At 68.8% G+C, this 15,322-nt stretch carries 18 protein-coding genes; 16 read left to right on the forward strand and 2 right to left on the reverse strand.

What is annotated here, in order from left to right; all coding sequences use genetic code 11:
- Window positions 1-67: 67 nt before the first annotated feature.
- The 16 genes from ACPPVT_RS02160 to ACPPVT_RS02235 all read left to right on the forward strand — a co-directional run bounded on the left by ACPPVT_RS02160 (window position 68) and on the right by ACPPVT_RS02235 (window position 14,005).
- Complete coding sequence (locus ACPPVT_RS02160) at window positions 68-1,057, forward strand: substrate-binding domain-containing protein (protein ID WP_426565027.1); 990 nt, start codon at window positions 68-70, stop codon at window positions 1,055-1,057.
- 60 nt (window positions 1,058-1,117) lie between these two features.
- Window positions 1,118-2,185 (forward strand): ABC transporter permease, encoded by a 1,068-nt coding sequence (locus ACPPVT_RS02165; RefSeq protein WP_426565029.1) that lies wholly within the window; start codon window positions 1,118-1,120, stop codon window positions 2,183-2,185.
- A gap of 1 nt (window position 2,186) precedes the next feature.
- Complete coding sequence (locus ACPPVT_RS02170) at window positions 2,187-3,002, forward strand: ATP-binding cassette domain-containing protein (protein ID WP_426565031.1); 816 nt, start codon at window positions 2,187-2,189, stop codon at window positions 3,000-3,002.
- Window positions 3,003-3,044: 42 nt separating this feature from the next.
- Window positions 3,045-3,458, forward strand: coding sequence for a universal stress protein (locus tag ACPPVT_RS02175; protein WP_426565033.1), 414 nt, complete (start codon window positions 3,045-3,047; stop codon window positions 3,456-3,458).
- A 207-nt stretch (window positions 3,459-3,665) separates the two neighbouring features.
- On the forward strand, window positions 3,666-4,667 hold the full coding sequence (locus ACPPVT_RS02180) for a Gfo/Idh/MocA family protein (RefSeq protein ID WP_426565035.1): 1,002 nt from the start codon (window positions 3,666-3,668) through the stop codon (window positions 4,665-4,667).
- Complete coding sequence (iolC, locus tag ACPPVT_RS02185) at window positions 4,664-5,632, forward strand: 5-dehydro-2-deoxygluconokinase (protein WP_426565037.1); 969 nt, start codon at window positions 4,664-4,666, stop codon at window positions 5,630-5,632. The genes ACPPVT_RS02180 and iolC overlap by 4 nt, the downstream gene beginning before the upstream one ends.
- 15 nt (window positions 5,633-5,647) lie before the next feature.
- The gene (locus ACPPVT_RS02190; protein ID WP_426567030.1) at window positions 5,648-6,517 is read left to right on the forward strand and encodes a class I fructose-bisphosphate aldolase; all 870 of its coding nucleotides are present in this window, start codon (window positions 5,648-5,650) and stop codon (window positions 6,515-6,517) included.
- The gene (iolB, locus tag ACPPVT_RS02195) at window positions 6,514-7,446 is read left to right on the forward strand and encodes a 5-deoxy-glucuronate isomerase (RefSeq protein WP_426565039.1); all 933 of its coding nucleotides are present in this window, start codon (window positions 6,514-6,516) and stop codon (window positions 7,444-7,446) included. Before ACPPVT_RS02190 ends, iolB begins: the two co-directional genes overlap by 4 nt.
- Window positions 7,443-8,342: a TIM barrel protein gene (locus ACPPVT_RS02200; RefSeq protein ID WP_426565041.1), complete on the forward strand. Its 900-nt coding sequence runs from the start codon at window positions 7,443-7,445 to the stop codon at window positions 8,340-8,342. The genes iolB and ACPPVT_RS02200 overlap by 4 nt, the downstream gene beginning before the upstream one ends.
- Before the next feature lie 35 nt (window positions 8,343-8,377).
- Entirely contained in the window at window positions 8,378-9,373 is a 996-nt protein-coding gene (locus tag ACPPVT_RS02205; RefSeq protein WP_426567031.1) for a Gfo/Idh/MocA family protein, read from the forward strand.
- Complete coding sequence (locus ACPPVT_RS02210) at window positions 9,370-10,251, forward strand: sugar phosphate isomerase/epimerase family protein (RefSeq protein WP_426565043.1); 882 nt, start codon at window positions 9,370-9,372, stop codon at window positions 10,249-10,251. Before ACPPVT_RS02205 ends, ACPPVT_RS02210 begins: the two co-directional genes overlap by 4 nt.
- Window positions 10,252-10,317: 66 nt before the next feature.
- Window positions 10,318-11,817, forward strand: coding sequence for a CoA-acylating methylmalonate-semialdehyde dehydrogenase (locus ACPPVT_RS02215; protein WP_426565045.1), 1,500 nt, complete (start codon window positions 10,318-10,320; stop codon window positions 11,815-11,817).
- Window positions 11,818-11,922: 105 nt separating this feature from the next.
- Entirely contained in the window at window positions 11,923-12,579 is a 657-nt protein-coding gene (locus ACPPVT_RS02220) for a TSUP family transporter (protein WP_426565047.1), read from the forward strand.
- Between the two features lie 130 nt (window positions 12,580-12,709).
- Window positions 12,710-13,057 carry a hypothetical protein gene (locus ACPPVT_RS02225; protein WP_426565049.1) on the forward strand — a complete coding sequence of 116 codons (348 nt, stop codon included), beginning with the start codon at window positions 12,710-12,712 and terminating at the stop codon, window positions 13,055-13,057.
- A gap of 31 nt (window positions 13,058-13,088) precedes the next feature.
- Window positions 13,089-13,799: a phosphotransferase family protein gene (locus tag ACPPVT_RS02230; RefSeq protein WP_426565051.1), complete on the forward strand. Its 711-nt coding sequence runs from the start codon at window positions 13,089-13,091 to the stop codon at window positions 13,797-13,799.
- Entirely contained in the window at window positions 13,796-14,005 is a 210-nt protein-coding gene (locus ACPPVT_RS02235) for a hypothetical protein (protein WP_426565053.1), read from the forward strand. The genes ACPPVT_RS02230 and ACPPVT_RS02235 overlap by 4 nt, the downstream gene beginning before the upstream one ends.
- On the opposite strand, the gene ACPPVT_RS02240 is transcribed toward ACPPVT_RS02235, so the two are convergent.
- Both ACPPVT_RS02240 and ACPPVT_RS02245 read right to left on the reverse strand, forming a co-directional pair.
- Complete coding sequence (locus tag ACPPVT_RS02240) at window positions 13,983-14,546, reverse strand: GNAT family N-acetyltransferase (protein WP_426565055.1); 564 nt, start codon at window positions 14,544-14,546, stop codon at window positions 13,983-13,985. The genes ACPPVT_RS02235 and ACPPVT_RS02240 overlap by 23 nt on opposite strands.
- Window positions 14,547-14,647: 101 nt before the next feature.
- Window positions 14,648-15,280: a dihydrofolate reductase family protein gene (locus ACPPVT_RS02245; protein ID WP_426565057.1), complete on the reverse strand. Its 633-nt coding sequence runs from the start codon at window positions 15,278-15,280 to the stop codon at window positions 14,648-14,650.
- Window positions 15,281-15,322 lie beyond the last annotated feature (42 nt).

The following is a 15,322-nucleotide window of genomic DNA, read 5'->3' on the forward strand; positions in this document are numbered from 1 at the left end:
CCGGCACGGGAAAGACACCCACGACACGCCGGCCATCGGTGCGGCGAGAACGATCGAAAGGGAAGTCATGAAGATCAAGGGCAAGGCAGGACTCACCACTGCTGTCGCGGTGACGGTCGTCGCGACCCTCGCCGCCTGCAGCGGCGGGGGAGCACCGAAGAACGAGGCCGGCGGCGGCTCCGGAGGAGGTGGCGGAAACTCCGGCTACACCTTCGCCATGATCACCCACGAGACCCCTGGCGACACGTTCTGGGACCGGATCAAGGCCGGCGCCAACCAAGCGGCCAAGGACACCGGGTCCACCCTGAAGTACTCGGCCGACCCGGACGCCACGAAGCAGGCGGTCCTGATCCAGAACGCGATCGACTCCAAGGTCGACGGCATCGCCACCACCTTGGTCACGCCGGAGGCACTGATCCCCACAGTCAAGAAGGCTGTCGCGGCCGGCATCCCCGTGGACAGCTTCAACTCCGGCCTCGGCTTCTACCAGCAGGCCGGATCCCTCGTGCACTTCGCCGCCGACGAGAAGCTGGGTGGCCAAGGGGCGGGCAAGCGAGCCGCCGATGACGGTGCCACGAAGATCCTGTGCACGATCCAGCAGGCCGGCTCGGTCGCCCTCGAGGACCGTTGCGCCGGGGTGAAGGACTCGTTCCCGAACACCGAGAACCTGCAGGTCAACGGCGCCGACGACGCGGCGGTCACCTCCGCCATCCAGGCAAAGCTGAGCCAGGACAAGTCCATCAACTGGATCATCACCCTGGGTGCTGCGCAGGCCCTCGACGCCGTCAAGGCGATCGCGGCGGACGGGTCCAAGGCCAAGGTCGGCACCTTCGACACCAACCCTGACGCCGCCCAGGCCGTCAGCGACGGAAAGGTCCAGTTCTTCATCGACCAGCAGCCCTACCTGCAGGGCTACCTGGCCATCACCCAGCTCTACCTGTACCTGAGGAACGGCAACATCATGGGTGGCGGCAAGCCCGTGCTGACCGGTCCGTCGTTCGTCGACAAGACGAACATCGCGAAGATCCTCCCGTTCGTGAAGCAGAACACCCGCTAACCAGCTTCGGGGGCCGGGCCTCTGCGGGCCCGGCCCCCGCCCAACAGCACTGGAGCTGTCATGAGCACACCAGCCAAGACCGAACCGCCACAGGCTGCGCCCTCCGAGGCCTCCAACCGCGTCTCCATGGGGCTGTCGAACCGGCTGCTGGCCCGCCCGGAGATCGGCGCCCTCGTGGCCGCGGTCGTCATCTTCATCTTCTTCCTCATCGTCGCCCCGGCGTTCCGGTCCGCGCCTGCCTTCTTCACCGTCCTCTACCAGGCCTCGACCATCGGCATCGTCGCCGTCGGAGTGGGCATGCTGATGATCGGCGGCGAGTTCGACCTGTCCGCCGGTGTCCTGGTCACATCGGCCGGTCTGCTGAATGCCATGTTCTGCTACGAGCTCGGCATCAACCTGTGGGTCGGCGCGATCCTGTCGCTGATCTTCTGTCTCACGATCGGCTTCATCAACGGCTATCTGGTGATGCGGACCGGCATCCCCAGCTTCCTGATCACCCTCGGAACCTTCTTCGTCCTCCAAGGCGCCAACCTCGGCGTGACCAAGCTGGTCACCGGCTCGGTCTCCAGCCCGAACATCAACCAGATGGACGGCTACAAGGCGCTCAACTGGATCTTCGCGGCCGAGTTCGACATCGGCTCGATCACGTTGTCCATCACCGTCATCTGGTGGATCCTGTTCACTGCGCTCGCCGCCTACGTCCTGCAGCGGACCAAGATCGGTAACTGGATCTACGCCGTCGGTGGCAACGCCGACTCCGCTCGTGCCGTCGGTGTCCCGGTGACCCGGGTGAAGGTCGGCCTGTTCATGACCGTGTCGTTCCTCGCCTGGTTCATGGGGATGCACTACCTCTACAACTTCAACGTGCTCCAGGCCGGCAACGGCGTCGGCAACGAGTTCCTCTACATCATCGCCGCGGTCGTCGGCGGCACCATGCTCACTGGCGGCTACGGCAACGCCATCGGTGTCGCCATCGGCGCGTTCATCTTCGGCATGACCAACCTGTGCATCGTGTACGCCGGCTGGGACCCCAACTGGTTCAAGGCCTTCCTCGGCGTCATGCTCCTGCTCGCGGTCATGGTCAACCTCTACGTCAAGAAGCTCTCAACCACCAGGAAGGTGGGCTGACATGACCGACACCCTCGCCGAGCACGCCGACCCGGAGCTCCACCAAGGCGAACACCTGGTCGAGATGACGGACGTCGGCAAGACCTACGGCGCCATCCGAGCCCTCAAGGGCATCAACCTCACAGTCAACGCAGGCGAGGTCACCTGCTGCCTCGGCGACAACGGGGCGGGCAAGTCCACGCTGATCAAGATCATCTCCGGACTGCACCCGCACAACCAAGGCACCATGAAGGTGGACGGAAAAGAGGTGCACTTCAGCTCGCCCCGAGACTCCCTCAGCCACGGCATCGCCACCGTCTACCAGGACCTCGCCGTCGTCAGCCTCATGGAGGTCTGGCGCAACTTCTTCCTGGGCTCGGAGATGGTCGGGAGCAAGGCTCCGCTGGCTCCTCTGAAGATCAAGGAGATGAGGGAGATCGCCGACTCCGAGCTGCGCAAGATGGGCATCGTCGTCAAGGACATCAACCAGCCCATCGGCAACCTCTCCGGCGGGCAGCGTCAGTGCGTCGCCATCGCCCGAGCGGTCTACTTCGGCGCGCGGGTGCTGATCCTCGACGAGCCCACTGCCGCACTTGGGGTGAAGCAGTCCGGGGTCGTCCTGAAGTACACGGCCGCCGCTCGCGACGCCGGGCTCGGCGTGGTTTTCATCACCCACAACCCGCACCACGCCTACATGGTCGGCGATCACTTCGTCATCCTCAAGCTGGGTGAAGCCGTGTTGGACAAGAAGCGCTCAGAGGTCACCCTCGACGAGCTCACTCGTCAGATGGCCGGTGGAGACGAGCTCGCCGAGCTGTCCCACGAGCTGCAGCGCTGACCCAGAGCGAGTTCCCGACGACAGACGGAGAAGGGAAGAGCCATGACAGTCGCAGTCGCACACCAGGCGACGACGACGGGCGCTCGGGCACTGGCGCTCGCCGCCCGGGAGGCCGCCTACCGAGACACGACGCTGGCGGTGGTTCACATCTCGGACTCGCTGGACGGCGACATCGCCGCGGCAAGCAAGGCCGGAATCTCTGACGCGGTCGACAAGGCCCTCGCAGACGCCGATCTGGAGCACGTCCGCTGGGACGTGCACCTCGTGGCCGGCGGAACCGACAAGTCAGATGTCGCCGGCGCGATCCTCGAGCTGATGAAGGGTCTGTCACCGGAGCTGCTCGTGATCGGCGCCCGGCGACGGTCCCCCGTCGGCAAAGCCTTCTTGGGGAGCGTCACCCAGACGCTGATCCTCGAAGCCGACGTGCCCGTTCTGGTGGTGCAAGAGCCTCGCTGACCCGCACGCGCCCGCCGCCGCCGGTGAACCGACCGGCGGCGGCGGGTGCGTGCGCGACGAGGCGTCGAGCGGTCGAGTTTCGATCGACGTAAGAATGTCAGTACAAAGCCTTGACGCAGGCCCCGGCGAACCGGGAAGGTTGATGTCACGCCCGGGCACTGCCAGCCGCCGGGGCGGCACGCCACCGTCGTCATCGGAGGAGGGACCATGCGGATCGGACTGGCCGGCACGGGACGGATCGGTGCCTTCCATGCCTCGACTCTGGCCGCCTTGGACAAGGTCGACGAGGTGGTCGTCGCCGATGCCCTCCCCGAGACCGCGAAGCGGCTGGCGAGTGAGCACGGATACCGGTTCGCAGCCGACCTCGACGAGCTGCTCGCGCAGGTCGACGCCCTGGTGATCGCCACCTCGACCACCGCGCACGCGGCCACCTTGCGCCGCGCGGTGGAGGTTGGCGTGACCACCTTCTGCGAGAAGCCGGTGGCCAGCACGATCGAGGAGACCACCGAGCTGCTGGACCTGGTCGAAAGCAGCGGCGTGCGGGTGCACGTCGGGTTCCAGCGTCGCTTCGACGAAGGCTACCGACGAGCCAGGGACGCCGTGCGCAGCGGCGAGCTCGGCTTCGTGCACACGGTGACGGCGCACACCCACGACCAGTCCCCGCCGCCAGCCGCCTACATCCCCACCAGCGGTGGCCTGTTCCGGGACTGCAGCATCCACGACTTCGACATCATCCGGTTCGTCACCGGCCGCGAGGTGGTCAGCGCGTTCGCGGCGGGCGCCAACAAGGGCGATGCCTTCTTCACCGAGGGCGGCGACGTCGACACCGCCGCCGCGCTCCTGCGGCTGGACGACGACACGCTCGTCTCCGTGACGGCCACTCGGTACAACGGGGGCGGCCACGACGTCCGGATGGAGGTCCACGGCTCCCTGGGCACCGTCGGCGTCGGGTACGACGACTCGCTCGCCGTCCGCTCGATGGAGCCGGGTGCGGACTACCCGCGGGGCCCGCAGAAGTGGTCGTTCATGGAGCGCTTCCTGCCCGCTTACCGAGCGGAGCTCACGGCCTTCACCGAGGTCGTCGCCGGCGCACCGAGCCCGTGCACCGTGGCCGACGCACTGGCGGCCTTCCGCATAGCCGACGCGTGCGAGCTGTCCCGGCTGAAGGGCGAGCCGGTCGACGTCACTGCGATCGGCGGCGCTCGATGACGGACTTCGACCTGGTCTCCATCGGACGCACCGGGGTCGACATCTATCCGCTCGACCACGGCGTCGGGTTGGAGGACGTCCGGACGTTCGAGAAGTTCCTGGGCGGCAGCGCGACCAACGTCGCTGTTGCGGCGGCTCGCTACGGCCGGCGCGTCGCGCTCGTCACCAGGACCGGCAAGGACCCGTTCGGTCGCTTCGTCCGACGTGAGGCGGAGCGGCTGGGAGTCGACCCGAGGTACATCTCGTCCGGCGATGGTCCGCCGACGCCGGTGACCTTCTGCGAGGTGTTCCCCCCGGACGACTTCCCCCTCTACTTCTACCGGTACCCGACCGCGCCGGACCTCCAGCTGACGTCAGCCGACCTGCCCATCGACGCGATCCAGCAGGCGAAGGTGTTCTGGCTCACGGTGACCGGGCTGTCGCAGGAGCCGTCGCGAGGCACCCACCTGGCCGCCCTCGAAGCGCGCGGACGCCGGTCGCACACCATCCTCGACCTGGACTACCGGCCGATGTTCTGGGAGCACCCCGAGGATGCCGGGGCGCAGGTGGCCAAGGCGCTGGCGCACGTCACCGTCGCCGTGGGCAACCGCGAGGAGTGCCGGGTCGCCGTGGGTGAGGAGGACCCGCAGCGAGCGGCCGACGCGATGCTCGAACGCGGCCTCGAGCTCGCCGTCGTCAAGCAGGGCCCGAAGGGCGTGCTCGCGGCCACCGCCGACGAGCGGGTCGAGGTGCCGCCGTTCCCGGTCGACGTCGTCAACGGCCTCGGTGCCGGCGACGCGTTCGGCGGGGCGCTGGTGCACGGCCTGCTGTCCGGCTGGGACCTGCGCCGGATCCTGGAGTTCGCGAACGTCGCCGGCGCGCTCGTCGCCGGCCAGCTCGAGTGCTCGACCGCGATGCCGGACCAGGCGACGGTGGAGTCGGCCCTCGCGCGGGGGACCTCACCCGCCGCGACGGCGACCCAGTAGAAGGAGACGGACGTGCTGAACCTCACCGAGATCCGGGCCCGTGAACCGGGCCGAATCAGGGACGAGTGGGCCAAGCGGACGCGCCGGCCACTGCTGGGTGACGACGGCCGGCTGCTCATCGTCGCTGCCGACCACCCGGCCCGGAACGCGCTCGGCGTACGTGGCGACGCCATGGCCATGGCCAGCCGGATCGACCTCCTCGACCGCCTGGCAACCGCGCTTTCCAGGCCCGGGGTCGACGGCGTGCTGGGCACCGCCGACGTGCTGGACGACCTGCTGCTGATGGGCGCGCTGGACGGCAAGGTCGTGATCGGTTCGATGAACCGCGGTGGGCTGCAAGGTGCCGTCTTCGAGTTCGACGACCGGTTCACCGGGTACACCGCCGCAGAGATCGCCAGCCGCGGACTGGACGGCGGCAAGATGCTGACGCGGGTCTGCCTGGGCGATCCCGGCACGGCCGCGACGCTCGAGGCCAGCGGCCGGGCCGTCACCGAGCTGGCCGAGCATCAGCTGATCGCGATGGTCGAGCCGTTCTTGTCCGTCCGCGAGGACGACCGGGTCCGCAACCTGCTCGACCCGGACAGCACCATCCGCTCGATCCACATCGCGTCCGGGCTCGGGGCCAGCAGCGCCTACACCTGGATGAAGCTGCCGGTGGTCGACGAGCTGGAGCGAGTCATGGAGGCCACCACGATGCCGACGCTGCTCCTCGGGGGGGACCCGGAGGGTGATCCGCAGGACACGTACGCGGCCTGGGCCAAGGCGCTGCAGCTGCCGGCCGTGCAGGGACTCGTCGTCGGTCGTGCACTGCTGTACCCACCGGACGCCGACGTGGCCGCGGCGGTGGACGTCGCCGCCGAGCTGGTGCACGGAGCGGCCGGATGAGCGCGATCGAGTGGATGCTGCCGCTCGGCAGCGCCGAGCGGGACGGGTTCGACCTCGTCGTGGACGACCGGCTACCAGGCTGGACGCACACCGGACTTCGCGTGGCCACCCTGGCCGAGGGCGATCGCGTGCAGGTACCGGCCGGACCGTGGGAGTACGTCGTCGTCCCGCTGGCCGGCTCGGCGGACGTCGACGCCACCCTCGCCGACGGCTCGACCAGGTCCGCCGCGATGGCCGGTCGCACCAGCGTCTTCGCCGGGCCGACGGACGTCGTGTTCGCCCCGGCGGGCTCCGCCCTCTCCCTCACCGGGACGGCGCCGACGTCCCGGATCGCCGTCTGCGCGGCTCGGGTCAGCGGCACCGGAACGGCCGCGTTCCGGCACCTGCTCGCCGTCGAGGTGCCGGTCGAGCTGCGCGGCGCCGGAATCGCCTCGCGGCAGGTGCGAAACTTCGGGACGCCCGGGGTGCTGGAGGCCGATGCGATCATCGCGTGCGAGGTCATCACCCCGGCCGGGAACTGGAGCTCCTACCCCCCGCACAAGCACGACGAGGAGCGCGACGGAGTCGAGACCGAGCTCGAGGAGATCTACTACTTCGAGTGCCAGGTCGAGAGCGCGCACGACGGTCGCGACCTGCCGGCCGGTGCAGATCCCGTTGGCTACCAACGGGTGTACGGGACGGCGGAACGTCCGATCGACGTGTTCGCCGAGGTGCGTACTGGTGACGTCGTCCTGGTCCCGCACGGCTGGCACGGCCCGGCCATGGCACCACCCGGGTACGACCTGTACTACCTGAACGTGATGGCTGGGCCCGGCCCGGTCCGCGCCTGGCTGATCTGCGACGACCCGGCCCACGCCTGGGTCCGCGACACCTGGCCGGGCCAGGACGTGGACCCACGACTGCGAGCGCGAGAGGAAGGAGAGTCATGAGCAAGCCCGCCCTGATCGGCAGCGCCCCCGACAGCTGGGGGGTCTGGTACGCCGACGACCCGGTGCAGGTGCCGTGGAAGCGGTTCCTGGACGAGGTGGCAGGTGCCGGCTACACGCGGATCGAGCTGGGCCCCTACGGCTACCTGCCGACCGACCCCAGCCGGCTGCGGGACGAGCTCGACCAGCGTGGTCTGACGGTCACGGCCGGGACGATCTTCGAGCACCTGCACCGCCAGGACTCCTGGGAGTCGACGTGGGCGGGGGTTTCCGCCGTCGCCGAGCTGACCGCGGCGATGGGCGCCAAGCACATCGTGGTGATCCCTGACTTCTGGCGCGACCCGGCCACCGGCGCCGTCCTCGAGCCGGCCGAGCTCACCCCCCAGGAGTGGCCGGCCTACGCCCGTCAGATCGACCGGCTGGCCAAGGCCATCCGGGACGACTACGGGCTGCAGATCCAGTTCCACCCGCACGCCGACAGCCACGTGGACACCCACGACCGCGTCGAGCGGTTCCTGGCCGAGACCGACCCCGAGCTGGTCACGCTGTGCCTGGACACCGGGCACATCTCCTACTGCGAGGGCGACAACCTCAAGCTCATCCAGGACTACCCCGAGCGGATCGGCTACGTGCACCTGAAGCAGGTCGACCCGCAGGTGATGACCAAGGTACGGGCCGAGGGGATCGGTTTCGGCGAGGCCGTCAAGCTCGGTGCGATGTGTGAGCCGCCACGCGGCATCCCGCCCATGCCGCCGATCCTGGACGCACTGGCCGCACTCGAGCACGTCGAGCTCTTCGCCATCGTCGAGCAGGACCTCTACCCCTGCGAGCCGGACGTCCCGGCGCCCATCGCCACCCGAACGCTCGAGTACCTGCAGTCCTGCGGCCCGCTGCGTTGACCTACGAAGGAGACCGACCAATGTCCGAGAGCGCGATCTCTTCGCGGCCCCTGCGGGTCGGCGTCGTCGGCGTCGGGATGATGGGCGCCGACCACGCCGAGCGGCTGGCCAACCGCACGGCCAACGCCACCCTGGTCGCCGTCGCCGACCCCGACCTTGACCGGGTGCAGCAGCTTGCCGCTCGCTACGCCGATGTCGCGGCCTACGCCGACCCGATCGAGCTGATTCGCGACGAGCGGGTCGATGCGGTGCTCATCGCCTCGCCGGGCTTCGTGCACACCGAGCAGCTGCTGGCGTGCATCGACGTGGGCAAGTACACGCTGTGCGAGAAGCCGCTCACGATGGACGCCGCCTCCGCCCTGCAGATCGTGGAGGCCGAGCGGGCCACCGGACGGCGGCTGATCCAGGTCGGCTTCATGCGTCGCTTCGACCCCGAGTACGCGGCGCTTAAGCAGCTGCTGGACGGCGGTGAGCTCGGGCGGCTCCTGTTGCTGCACAACGTGCACCGCAACAAGGACGTCCCGGACTCGTTCCTCTCGGAGATGATCGTGCGGGACTCGCTGGTGCACGAGGTCGACGTGTGCCGGTGGCTGTTCGGCGAGGAGATCGACGAGATCACCGTCTACTCACCGGCCGCGACCAGCCGGGCCGCAGCGGGCGTGGTCGACCCGCAGATCGCCGTCTTCCGGATGGCCGGCGGCGGGATGGCGACAACCGAGGTGTTCGTGAAGTGCGCAGTCGGGTACGAGGTCCGCTGCGAGGCGACCGCTGAGCTCGGCAACGCGACGGTCGGCCTCGGCAGCGGTGTCTTCGTCCGCTCCAACAACCGTTGGGGCGGCCAGGTTCCGGACGACTTCCGGGTCCGGTTCGGGGCCGCCTACGACGACGAGGTCCAGTCCTGGGTGGACTCGACCCGGCGCGGCGAGGTCACCGGACCCACCTCGTGGGACGGCTACGCCGCAACCGTCGTGTGCGAGGCCGGTGTTGAGTCGCTGAGCAGCGGCGCGCCCGTGAAGGTGACGTTGTCATGAAGCTGGCCCTCGACCCCTACATGTTCCGCGACGTCCCGCTGCTCGAGCTGCCGGCCATCGTCGCCGAGCTCGGCTACGAATGGATCGAGCTGTCGCCGCGGGAGGACTTCACGCCGTTCTTCGACCACCCACGGGTGGACGACGGCACTGCCCGGCGGTTCAGGTCCGAGCTGACCGCGGCCGGGGTCGGGGTCTCCTCGCTCCTGCCGCTCTACCGCTGGAGTGGGCCGGACGAGGAGGACCGCAAGGCCGCCGTCCGCTACTGGAAGCGGGCGATCCGGCTGGCCTCGCTGCTGGGCGTGGACACCATGAACAGCGAGTTCAACGGGAACCCGCGAGATGCCGCCACCTGCGAACGGCAGTTCTGGCAGTCCATGGACGAGCTGCTACCGGTCTTCGAGTCCGAGGGCGTCCGGCTCGTCCTGGAGCCGCACCCCGACGACTGGGAGGAGGACGGCAAGCGCGCCATCGACCTGATCCGGGGGATCAACAGTCCGCTGGTGTCGTTCCTCTACTGCGCGCCGCACACGTTCCACCAGGGCAACGACTGCGCCGCCATCATGGCGAAGGCCGGCGACCTGCTGACGATGGTCCACGTGGCCGACTCGTTCGACCACACCGGGTCGTCCGGACTGCGCTACATCGTCAACCCGCCCGGTTCGCAGGTGACCGTGCACCAGCACCTGGACATCGGCCAGGGCGAGGTCGACTTCGACGAGTTCTTCCGGTCGCTGGAGGAGGTCGGCTTCGACGGCATCGTCACGACCTGCGTCTTCGCCTGGGAGGAGCGGGCCCGTGACTCCAGCACCTTCATGCGCGAGCGCATCGCGCAGTACCTCGCGGGTTGGAAGACGCCGCCGACGCTCGTCTCGCCCTAGCCGTTGGGCTCGTCTCATCTTATGTGTTAATGTTCTGACAAAGACCTCACAGCATTCGGAGCCGTCATGACCGCCACGCGCATCACGCACCTCATCGCCGGCGAGCCCTGGTCGGGCACCGCTGAACGCACCAGCCCGGTCTACAACCCCGCCACCGGCGAGCAGTCCGGCGTGCTGGACCTGGCGTCGTCCGAGCTCGTCGGCGAGGTCGTGGCCAAGGCCAAGAAGGCGTGGTCCCAGGAGTGGGGCACGCTCTCCCTCGCCCGGCGCTCGCAGATCCTCTTCACGTTCCGCGAGCTGCTGAACCGTGACAAGGAGCGGATCGCCGCGATCATCACCGCCGAGCACGGCAAGGTGCTCGATGACGCGCTCGGTGAGGTCAACCGCGGCCTCGAGGTCGTCGAGTTCGCCTGCGGCATCCCCAGCCTGCTCAAGGGCGGCTTCACCGAGAACGCCTCTACCAAGGTCGACGTCTACTCGATGCGCCAGAGCCTCGGCGTGGTGGCGATCATCTCGCCGTTCAACTTCCCGGCGATGGTCCCGCTCTGGTTCGTGCCGGTCGCCGTCGCCTGCGGGAACGCGGTCGTCATCAAGCCGAGCGAGAAGGACCCGAGCGCAACCATCGCGATCGCCGCCCTGTGGCGCGAAGCCGGCCTGCCGGACGGCGTGGTGAACGTCGTCAACGGTGACAAGGAGGCGGTCGACGCGCTGCTGACCCACCCGGACGTCAAGTCCATCTCCTTCGTCGGGTCCACGCCCATCGCGCGGTACGTCTACGAGACGGGCACCAGCCACGGCAAGCGCGTGCAGGCCCTGGGCGGCGCCAAGAACCACATGCTCGTCCTACCCGATGCCGACCTCGACCTCGCGGCCGATGCAGCCATCAACGCCGGCTTCGGGTCCGCCGGCGAGCGCTGCATGGCCATCTCGGCGCTGGTCGCGGTCGACTCGATCGCGGATGACCTGGTGGAGAAGATCAAGGATCGGATGGGCAAGCTGCGCACCGGAGACGGCACCCGGGGGTGCGACATGGGTCCCCTGGTGACCCAGCAGCACCGCGACAAGGTCGTGGCCTACGTGGAGGCGGGGGAGGCGCAGGGGGCTTCCCTCGTCGTGGACGGTCGGTCCGGGACGTACGACGCCGACGGCGAGGGCTTCTTCCTCGCACCGACCCTGCTGGACAACGTCGACGAGCAGATGAGCGTCTACACCGACGAGATCTTCGGGCCGGTGCTCTCCGTCGTCCGGGTTCACTCCTACGACGACGGCCTGGACCTGATCAACCGCAACCAGTACGGCAACGGCACCGCGATCTTCACCAACGACGGCGGCGCGGCCCGGCGCTTCCAGAGCGAGGTCGAGGTCGGCATGGTCGGGATCAACGTGCCCATTCCGGTGCCGGTCTCGTACTATTCGTTCGGCGGCTGGAAGAACAGCCTGTTCGGCGACAGCCACGCGCACGGCATGGACGGCGTGCACTTCTTCACCCGCGGCAAGGTCGTGACGTCACGCTGGCTCGACCCCAGCCACGGAGGGCTCAACCTGGGCTTCCCGCAGAACGACTGACGAGGTGAACTGCTGAGCGAGTACGCCGCGTCAGCCTGGGTCCTCCTGGGGCTGGCCGCGGCGCTCGTCGGTTTCGCGAAGACGGCTATCGGTGGCCTGGCCTCGGTGTCCGTCGCGGTGTTCGCTGCCGTGCTGCCGGCCCGCGAGTCCACCGCGACGTTGCTCTTGCTGCTGCTGGTCGGCGACGTGATCGCGGTCTGGCACTACCGCCGCGACTGCGACGTCGCGATGATCAGACGCCTGGTGCCGGCGGTCATCCCGGGTCTGCTGCTCGGCGCCGTCGTGCTGGCCAGGACCGATGACGCCTTCCTGCGCAGGCTGATCGGGGTGATCCTGCTGCTGCTGCTCGGGCTCCAGCTCGTCCAGAGCGCGAGCCAGCGACGGGCGGCCGGGTCGATTTCGGAGTGGGGGCGTCCGGCTACCGCGGGGGTCGGTGTCGTCGCCGGCTTCACCACGATGGTGGCCAATGCGGGAGGCCCGGTGATGACGCTGTACCTGTTGTCGCAGAGGGTCGAGAAGATGCGCTTCCTAGGTACCATCGCCTGGTTCTTCTTCTGCGTGAACCTGTGCAAGCTGCCGTTCAGCGCGGGGCTTGGCCTCATCAACCGATCCTCGTTGCTGACGGCCGGAGTGCTCGCGCCGCTCGTCGTTGTCGGCGCCGGCGTCGGGGTCGTCGCCGCACGCCACCTACAACAGCGAACCTTCGAGCGGGTGGTGCTGGCAGCGTCGCTGCTCAGCGCGCTTCCGCTGCTGCTCGGCTAGCGACTCGTTGGCACCGCCGCCCCCCGATCGCGGCGCGACACAACCGGCGCGGCGGCCCTTCTCGTGAGGGATGCCGGCCCCTACACTCGCGGCACTTGAACACCTTGCGAGCCAGCCAGGAGCGACGTGCATGAGCCGTACCCGCCCCGTCAGCGTCGCCCTCGTTATGACCGCCCTCACTCTCGCGGTTGCCACGACAGCCGGCTGCTCGCACTACGCCAGCCGGACGACCGTCACCTTGACCAACGACACGGACGCCGACCGGATCGTCTTGCTGTGCCCGCATGGCGAATGCGACCCGGGCTACTCCGTCTTCGTTGTCGCCCACGACAAGTCCAAGCTCTCCGTGAAGACGACGGTCGCCGACGGTGGCCCGGACAGCCTGCAGATCCTGGGCAACGACGGCGACCACCCCCAGTGCATCTTCACGCTGAAAGACGGCAGCCAGTACAAGGTGTCCGAGGCCGAGATCTGCTGAGGTCCGGGGTTGCGGCTGCCAGACTGACCGGATGCCTCGGGAGTACGAGCCGGCGACGCCGGAGATCCTGCAGTGGGTGGCGCACCACGTTCATCCACGCGCCCGAGTCACGGCGGTCGCTCCCCTGCCCGGGGGGATCACTGCAGACATGGATCGCATCACCGTCGACTCCCCGGCTGGGCTCACGGACGTGGTGTTGCGCCGCTGGCCGGACGAGGACTGGGCGCAGGGGCTGGTGTCACGGGAAGGCTCCGCGCTCGAGGCAGTCCGCGGCCGCGGGGTGCCCGCGCCACGTCTCATCGCGATGGACGAGGAGGGGGTCGAGACCGGGGTGCGGTGCACCCTGACGACGGCACTGCCCGGGCAGCCGGACCTGGCCCCGCAGGATCCGGCGTCCTGGTTGAGTCAGCTCGCGAGCGCGCAGGCCGCGATCCACGCCGTACCCGACCACCCGCAGACCCGTTGGGACGGTTGGTTTGAGGAGGACGCACCACTGGATTGGCTGGCCGACCGCGGCCTGCGTGACGTTGCCCGCGAGGCCGCCTCGGGGCCGCTCGTCGGGGAGCAGGTCCTGGTCCACGGCGACTACCAGCAGTTCAAGTGCTGTGGTGCGATGGGCGACTCAGCGGCATCGTGGACTGGCCGAACGCGGCAACTGGCAACCGAGGCACCGACGTCGGCCACTGCAGGCTCAACCTGGCGGTGCTGTTCGACGCCAGGACGGCCGAGGACTATCTGGTGACCTACGAGCGTGCCGCGGGCGTCCGGGTTGACCGGCGGGCCGACCTGCGAGCGTTGCTCTGCTTCGACCTCGAGTGGAGGCGCTTCATCCCGCGCCAGGTCGCCGGCAGGGCTCGGGTCGACCTGGCGGGGATGCCGGACCGAGTTGCCGCCACGATCCGCAGCGCCTTGGAGCGTCCGCAGTTCACTGCACGGTACGGCGCATGACGCAGTTGCCCGCCCCCTTGCTGCGGACGAACTCGAAGTCCGCGCGCTCGAAGAGAGTCCGGGTTCCGTTGTAGAGCACCGACTTCTTCTTGCCGGCGGCATCATGCGGGTAGCCCTCGACGACGCCACCCCCTGCCGCGGCGATCAGGTCGAGGGCGCCGTCGAGGACGATCGCCGACAGGCCCCGTCGTCGGTAGCGCTTGTCCACGAAGATGCAGGTGACCCGGTAGTCAGGCAGCACGTCCAGCTCGTCCTCGTACTGCTTGCGGTGATAGATGTTCGGCAGCTCCTGTGGGCTTCCGTACTCGCACCAGGCCACCACCTCCGGCCCGTCGAAGACGAGCGCCGCGTGCGCCCGCCCCTCATCGACGAGGCGCCGCTTGAGGGATCGGTTGGCCTCGTACGTGCGCTCCTTCTCGGCGTTCATGGTGTGGAAGTAGGTGCACCAGCAGCCGCCGAACACGCCGTTGTGCCGCTCCACCATCCCGGCGAACCCATCCCAGGTTTCTGGCGCCAGCGGCTTGACCACGAAATCGCTCAAGGTCCCTCCATCGCTCGGTTGGGCAGGCGGACGAGCAACGCTTCCAGGCTTGTACACGAACAGGTCGAAAACCGTCCGGATCCCATCCGGCGTTGCCGGCCTTACGAGGCCATTCGCGTGAACGTGAGGTGGGTGACGCCGCTGGGGGAGGAGACCGCCTCGATGTCGTAGCGGTCCTCCAGGGCCTCGAGGCCGTCCCAGAGGCGAACGCCGTGGCCGAGAACGATCGGGGCCTGGACGAGATGCATGTGGTCAACCAGACCGGCGGCCAGGAAGTCGCGGACGACGGTGGGGCCGCCTCCGATCCGGACGTCCTGGCCGTCGGCTGCTTCGCGGGCGGTCTCGAGCGCCACGGCCGGGGCGGCGTCCAGGAAGTGGAACGTGGTGCCGCCCTCCATCTCCATGGAGGGCAGCGGTCGGTGAGTGAGCACGAAGGTCGGTGTGTGGAAGGGCGGGTTCGGACCCCACCAGCCCTTCCAGTCCGGGTCGTCCACCCAGCCGGGCGGCCCGAACTTGTTGGCGCCCATGATCTCGGCGCCGATCCCGTGACTGTGGCGCTCGGCGAAGGCGTTGTCGACTCCGGCGGTTCCGCCCGCGTCCCAGAACCGGGTGCCGAACATCCACTCGTGCAGACGCTGGCCCGCATGGCCGAAGGGTGCGTCGGCGGACTGCGGCTCGCCGGTGGCGAAGCCGTCGAGGGAGATGGACAGGTTGTGAATCCGGGTGAGTGACATTCACGCGCTCCTCGACTGGTTGGCTTGCTCGGCGCGGGTTGC

This window comes from Angustibacter sp. McL0619 (genome assembly GCF_049994355.1).
GTDB lineage: Bacteria > Actinomycetota > Actinomycetes > Actinomycetales > Angustibacteraceae > Angustibacter.

Coding starts and splice junctions, on each gene's coding strand:
- ACPPVT_RS02215 (WP_426565045.1), top strand. CDS start 10,318: ATGACCGCCACGCGCATCACGCACCTCATCGCCGGCGAGCCCTGGTCG.
- ACPPVT_RS02165 (WP_426565029.1), top strand. CDS start 1,118: ATGAGCACACCAGCCAAGACCGAACCGCCACAGGCTGCGCCCTCCGAG.
- ACPPVT_RS02170 (WP_426565031.1), top strand. CDS start 2,187: ATGACCGACACCCTCGCCGAGCACGCCGACCCGGAGCTCCACCAAGGC.
- iolB (WP_426565039.1), top strand. CDS start 6,514: ATGAGCGCGATCGAGTGGATGCTGCCGCTCGGCAGCGCCGAGCGGGAC.
- ACPPVT_RS02160 (WP_426565027.1), top strand. CDS start 68: ATGAAGATCAAGGGCAAGGCAGGACTCACCACTGCTGTCGCGGTGACG.
- iolC (WP_426565037.1), top strand. CDS start 4,664: ATGACGGACTTCGACCTGGTCTCCATCGGACGCACCGGGGTCGACATC.
- ACPPVT_RS02180 (WP_426565035.1), top strand. CDS start 3,666: ATGCGGATCGGACTGGCCGGCACGGGACGGATCGGTGCCTTCCATGCC.
- ACPPVT_RS02225 (WP_426565049.1), top strand. CDS start 12,710: ATGAGCCGTACCCGCCCCGTCAGCGTCGCCCTCGTTATGACCGCCCTC.
- ACPPVT_RS02230 (WP_426565051.1), top strand. CDS start 13,089: ATGCCTCGGGAGTACGAGCCGGCGACGCCGGAGATCCTGCAGTGGGTG.
- ACPPVT_RS02175 (WP_426565033.1), top strand. CDS start 3,045: ATGACAGTCGCAGTCGCACACCAGGCGACGACGACGGGCGCTCGGGCA.
- ACPPVT_RS02210 (WP_426565043.1), top strand. CDS start 9,370: ATGAAGCTGGCCCTCGACCCCTACATGTTCCGCGACGTCCCGCTGCTC.
- ACPPVT_RS02245 (WP_426565057.1), bottom strand. CDS start 15,280: ATGTCACTCACCCGGATTCACAACCTGTCCATCTCCCTCGACGGCTTC.
- ACPPVT_RS02200 (WP_426565041.1), top strand. CDS start 7,443: ATGAGCAAGCCCGCCCTGATCGGCAGCGCCCCCGACAGCTGGGGGGTC.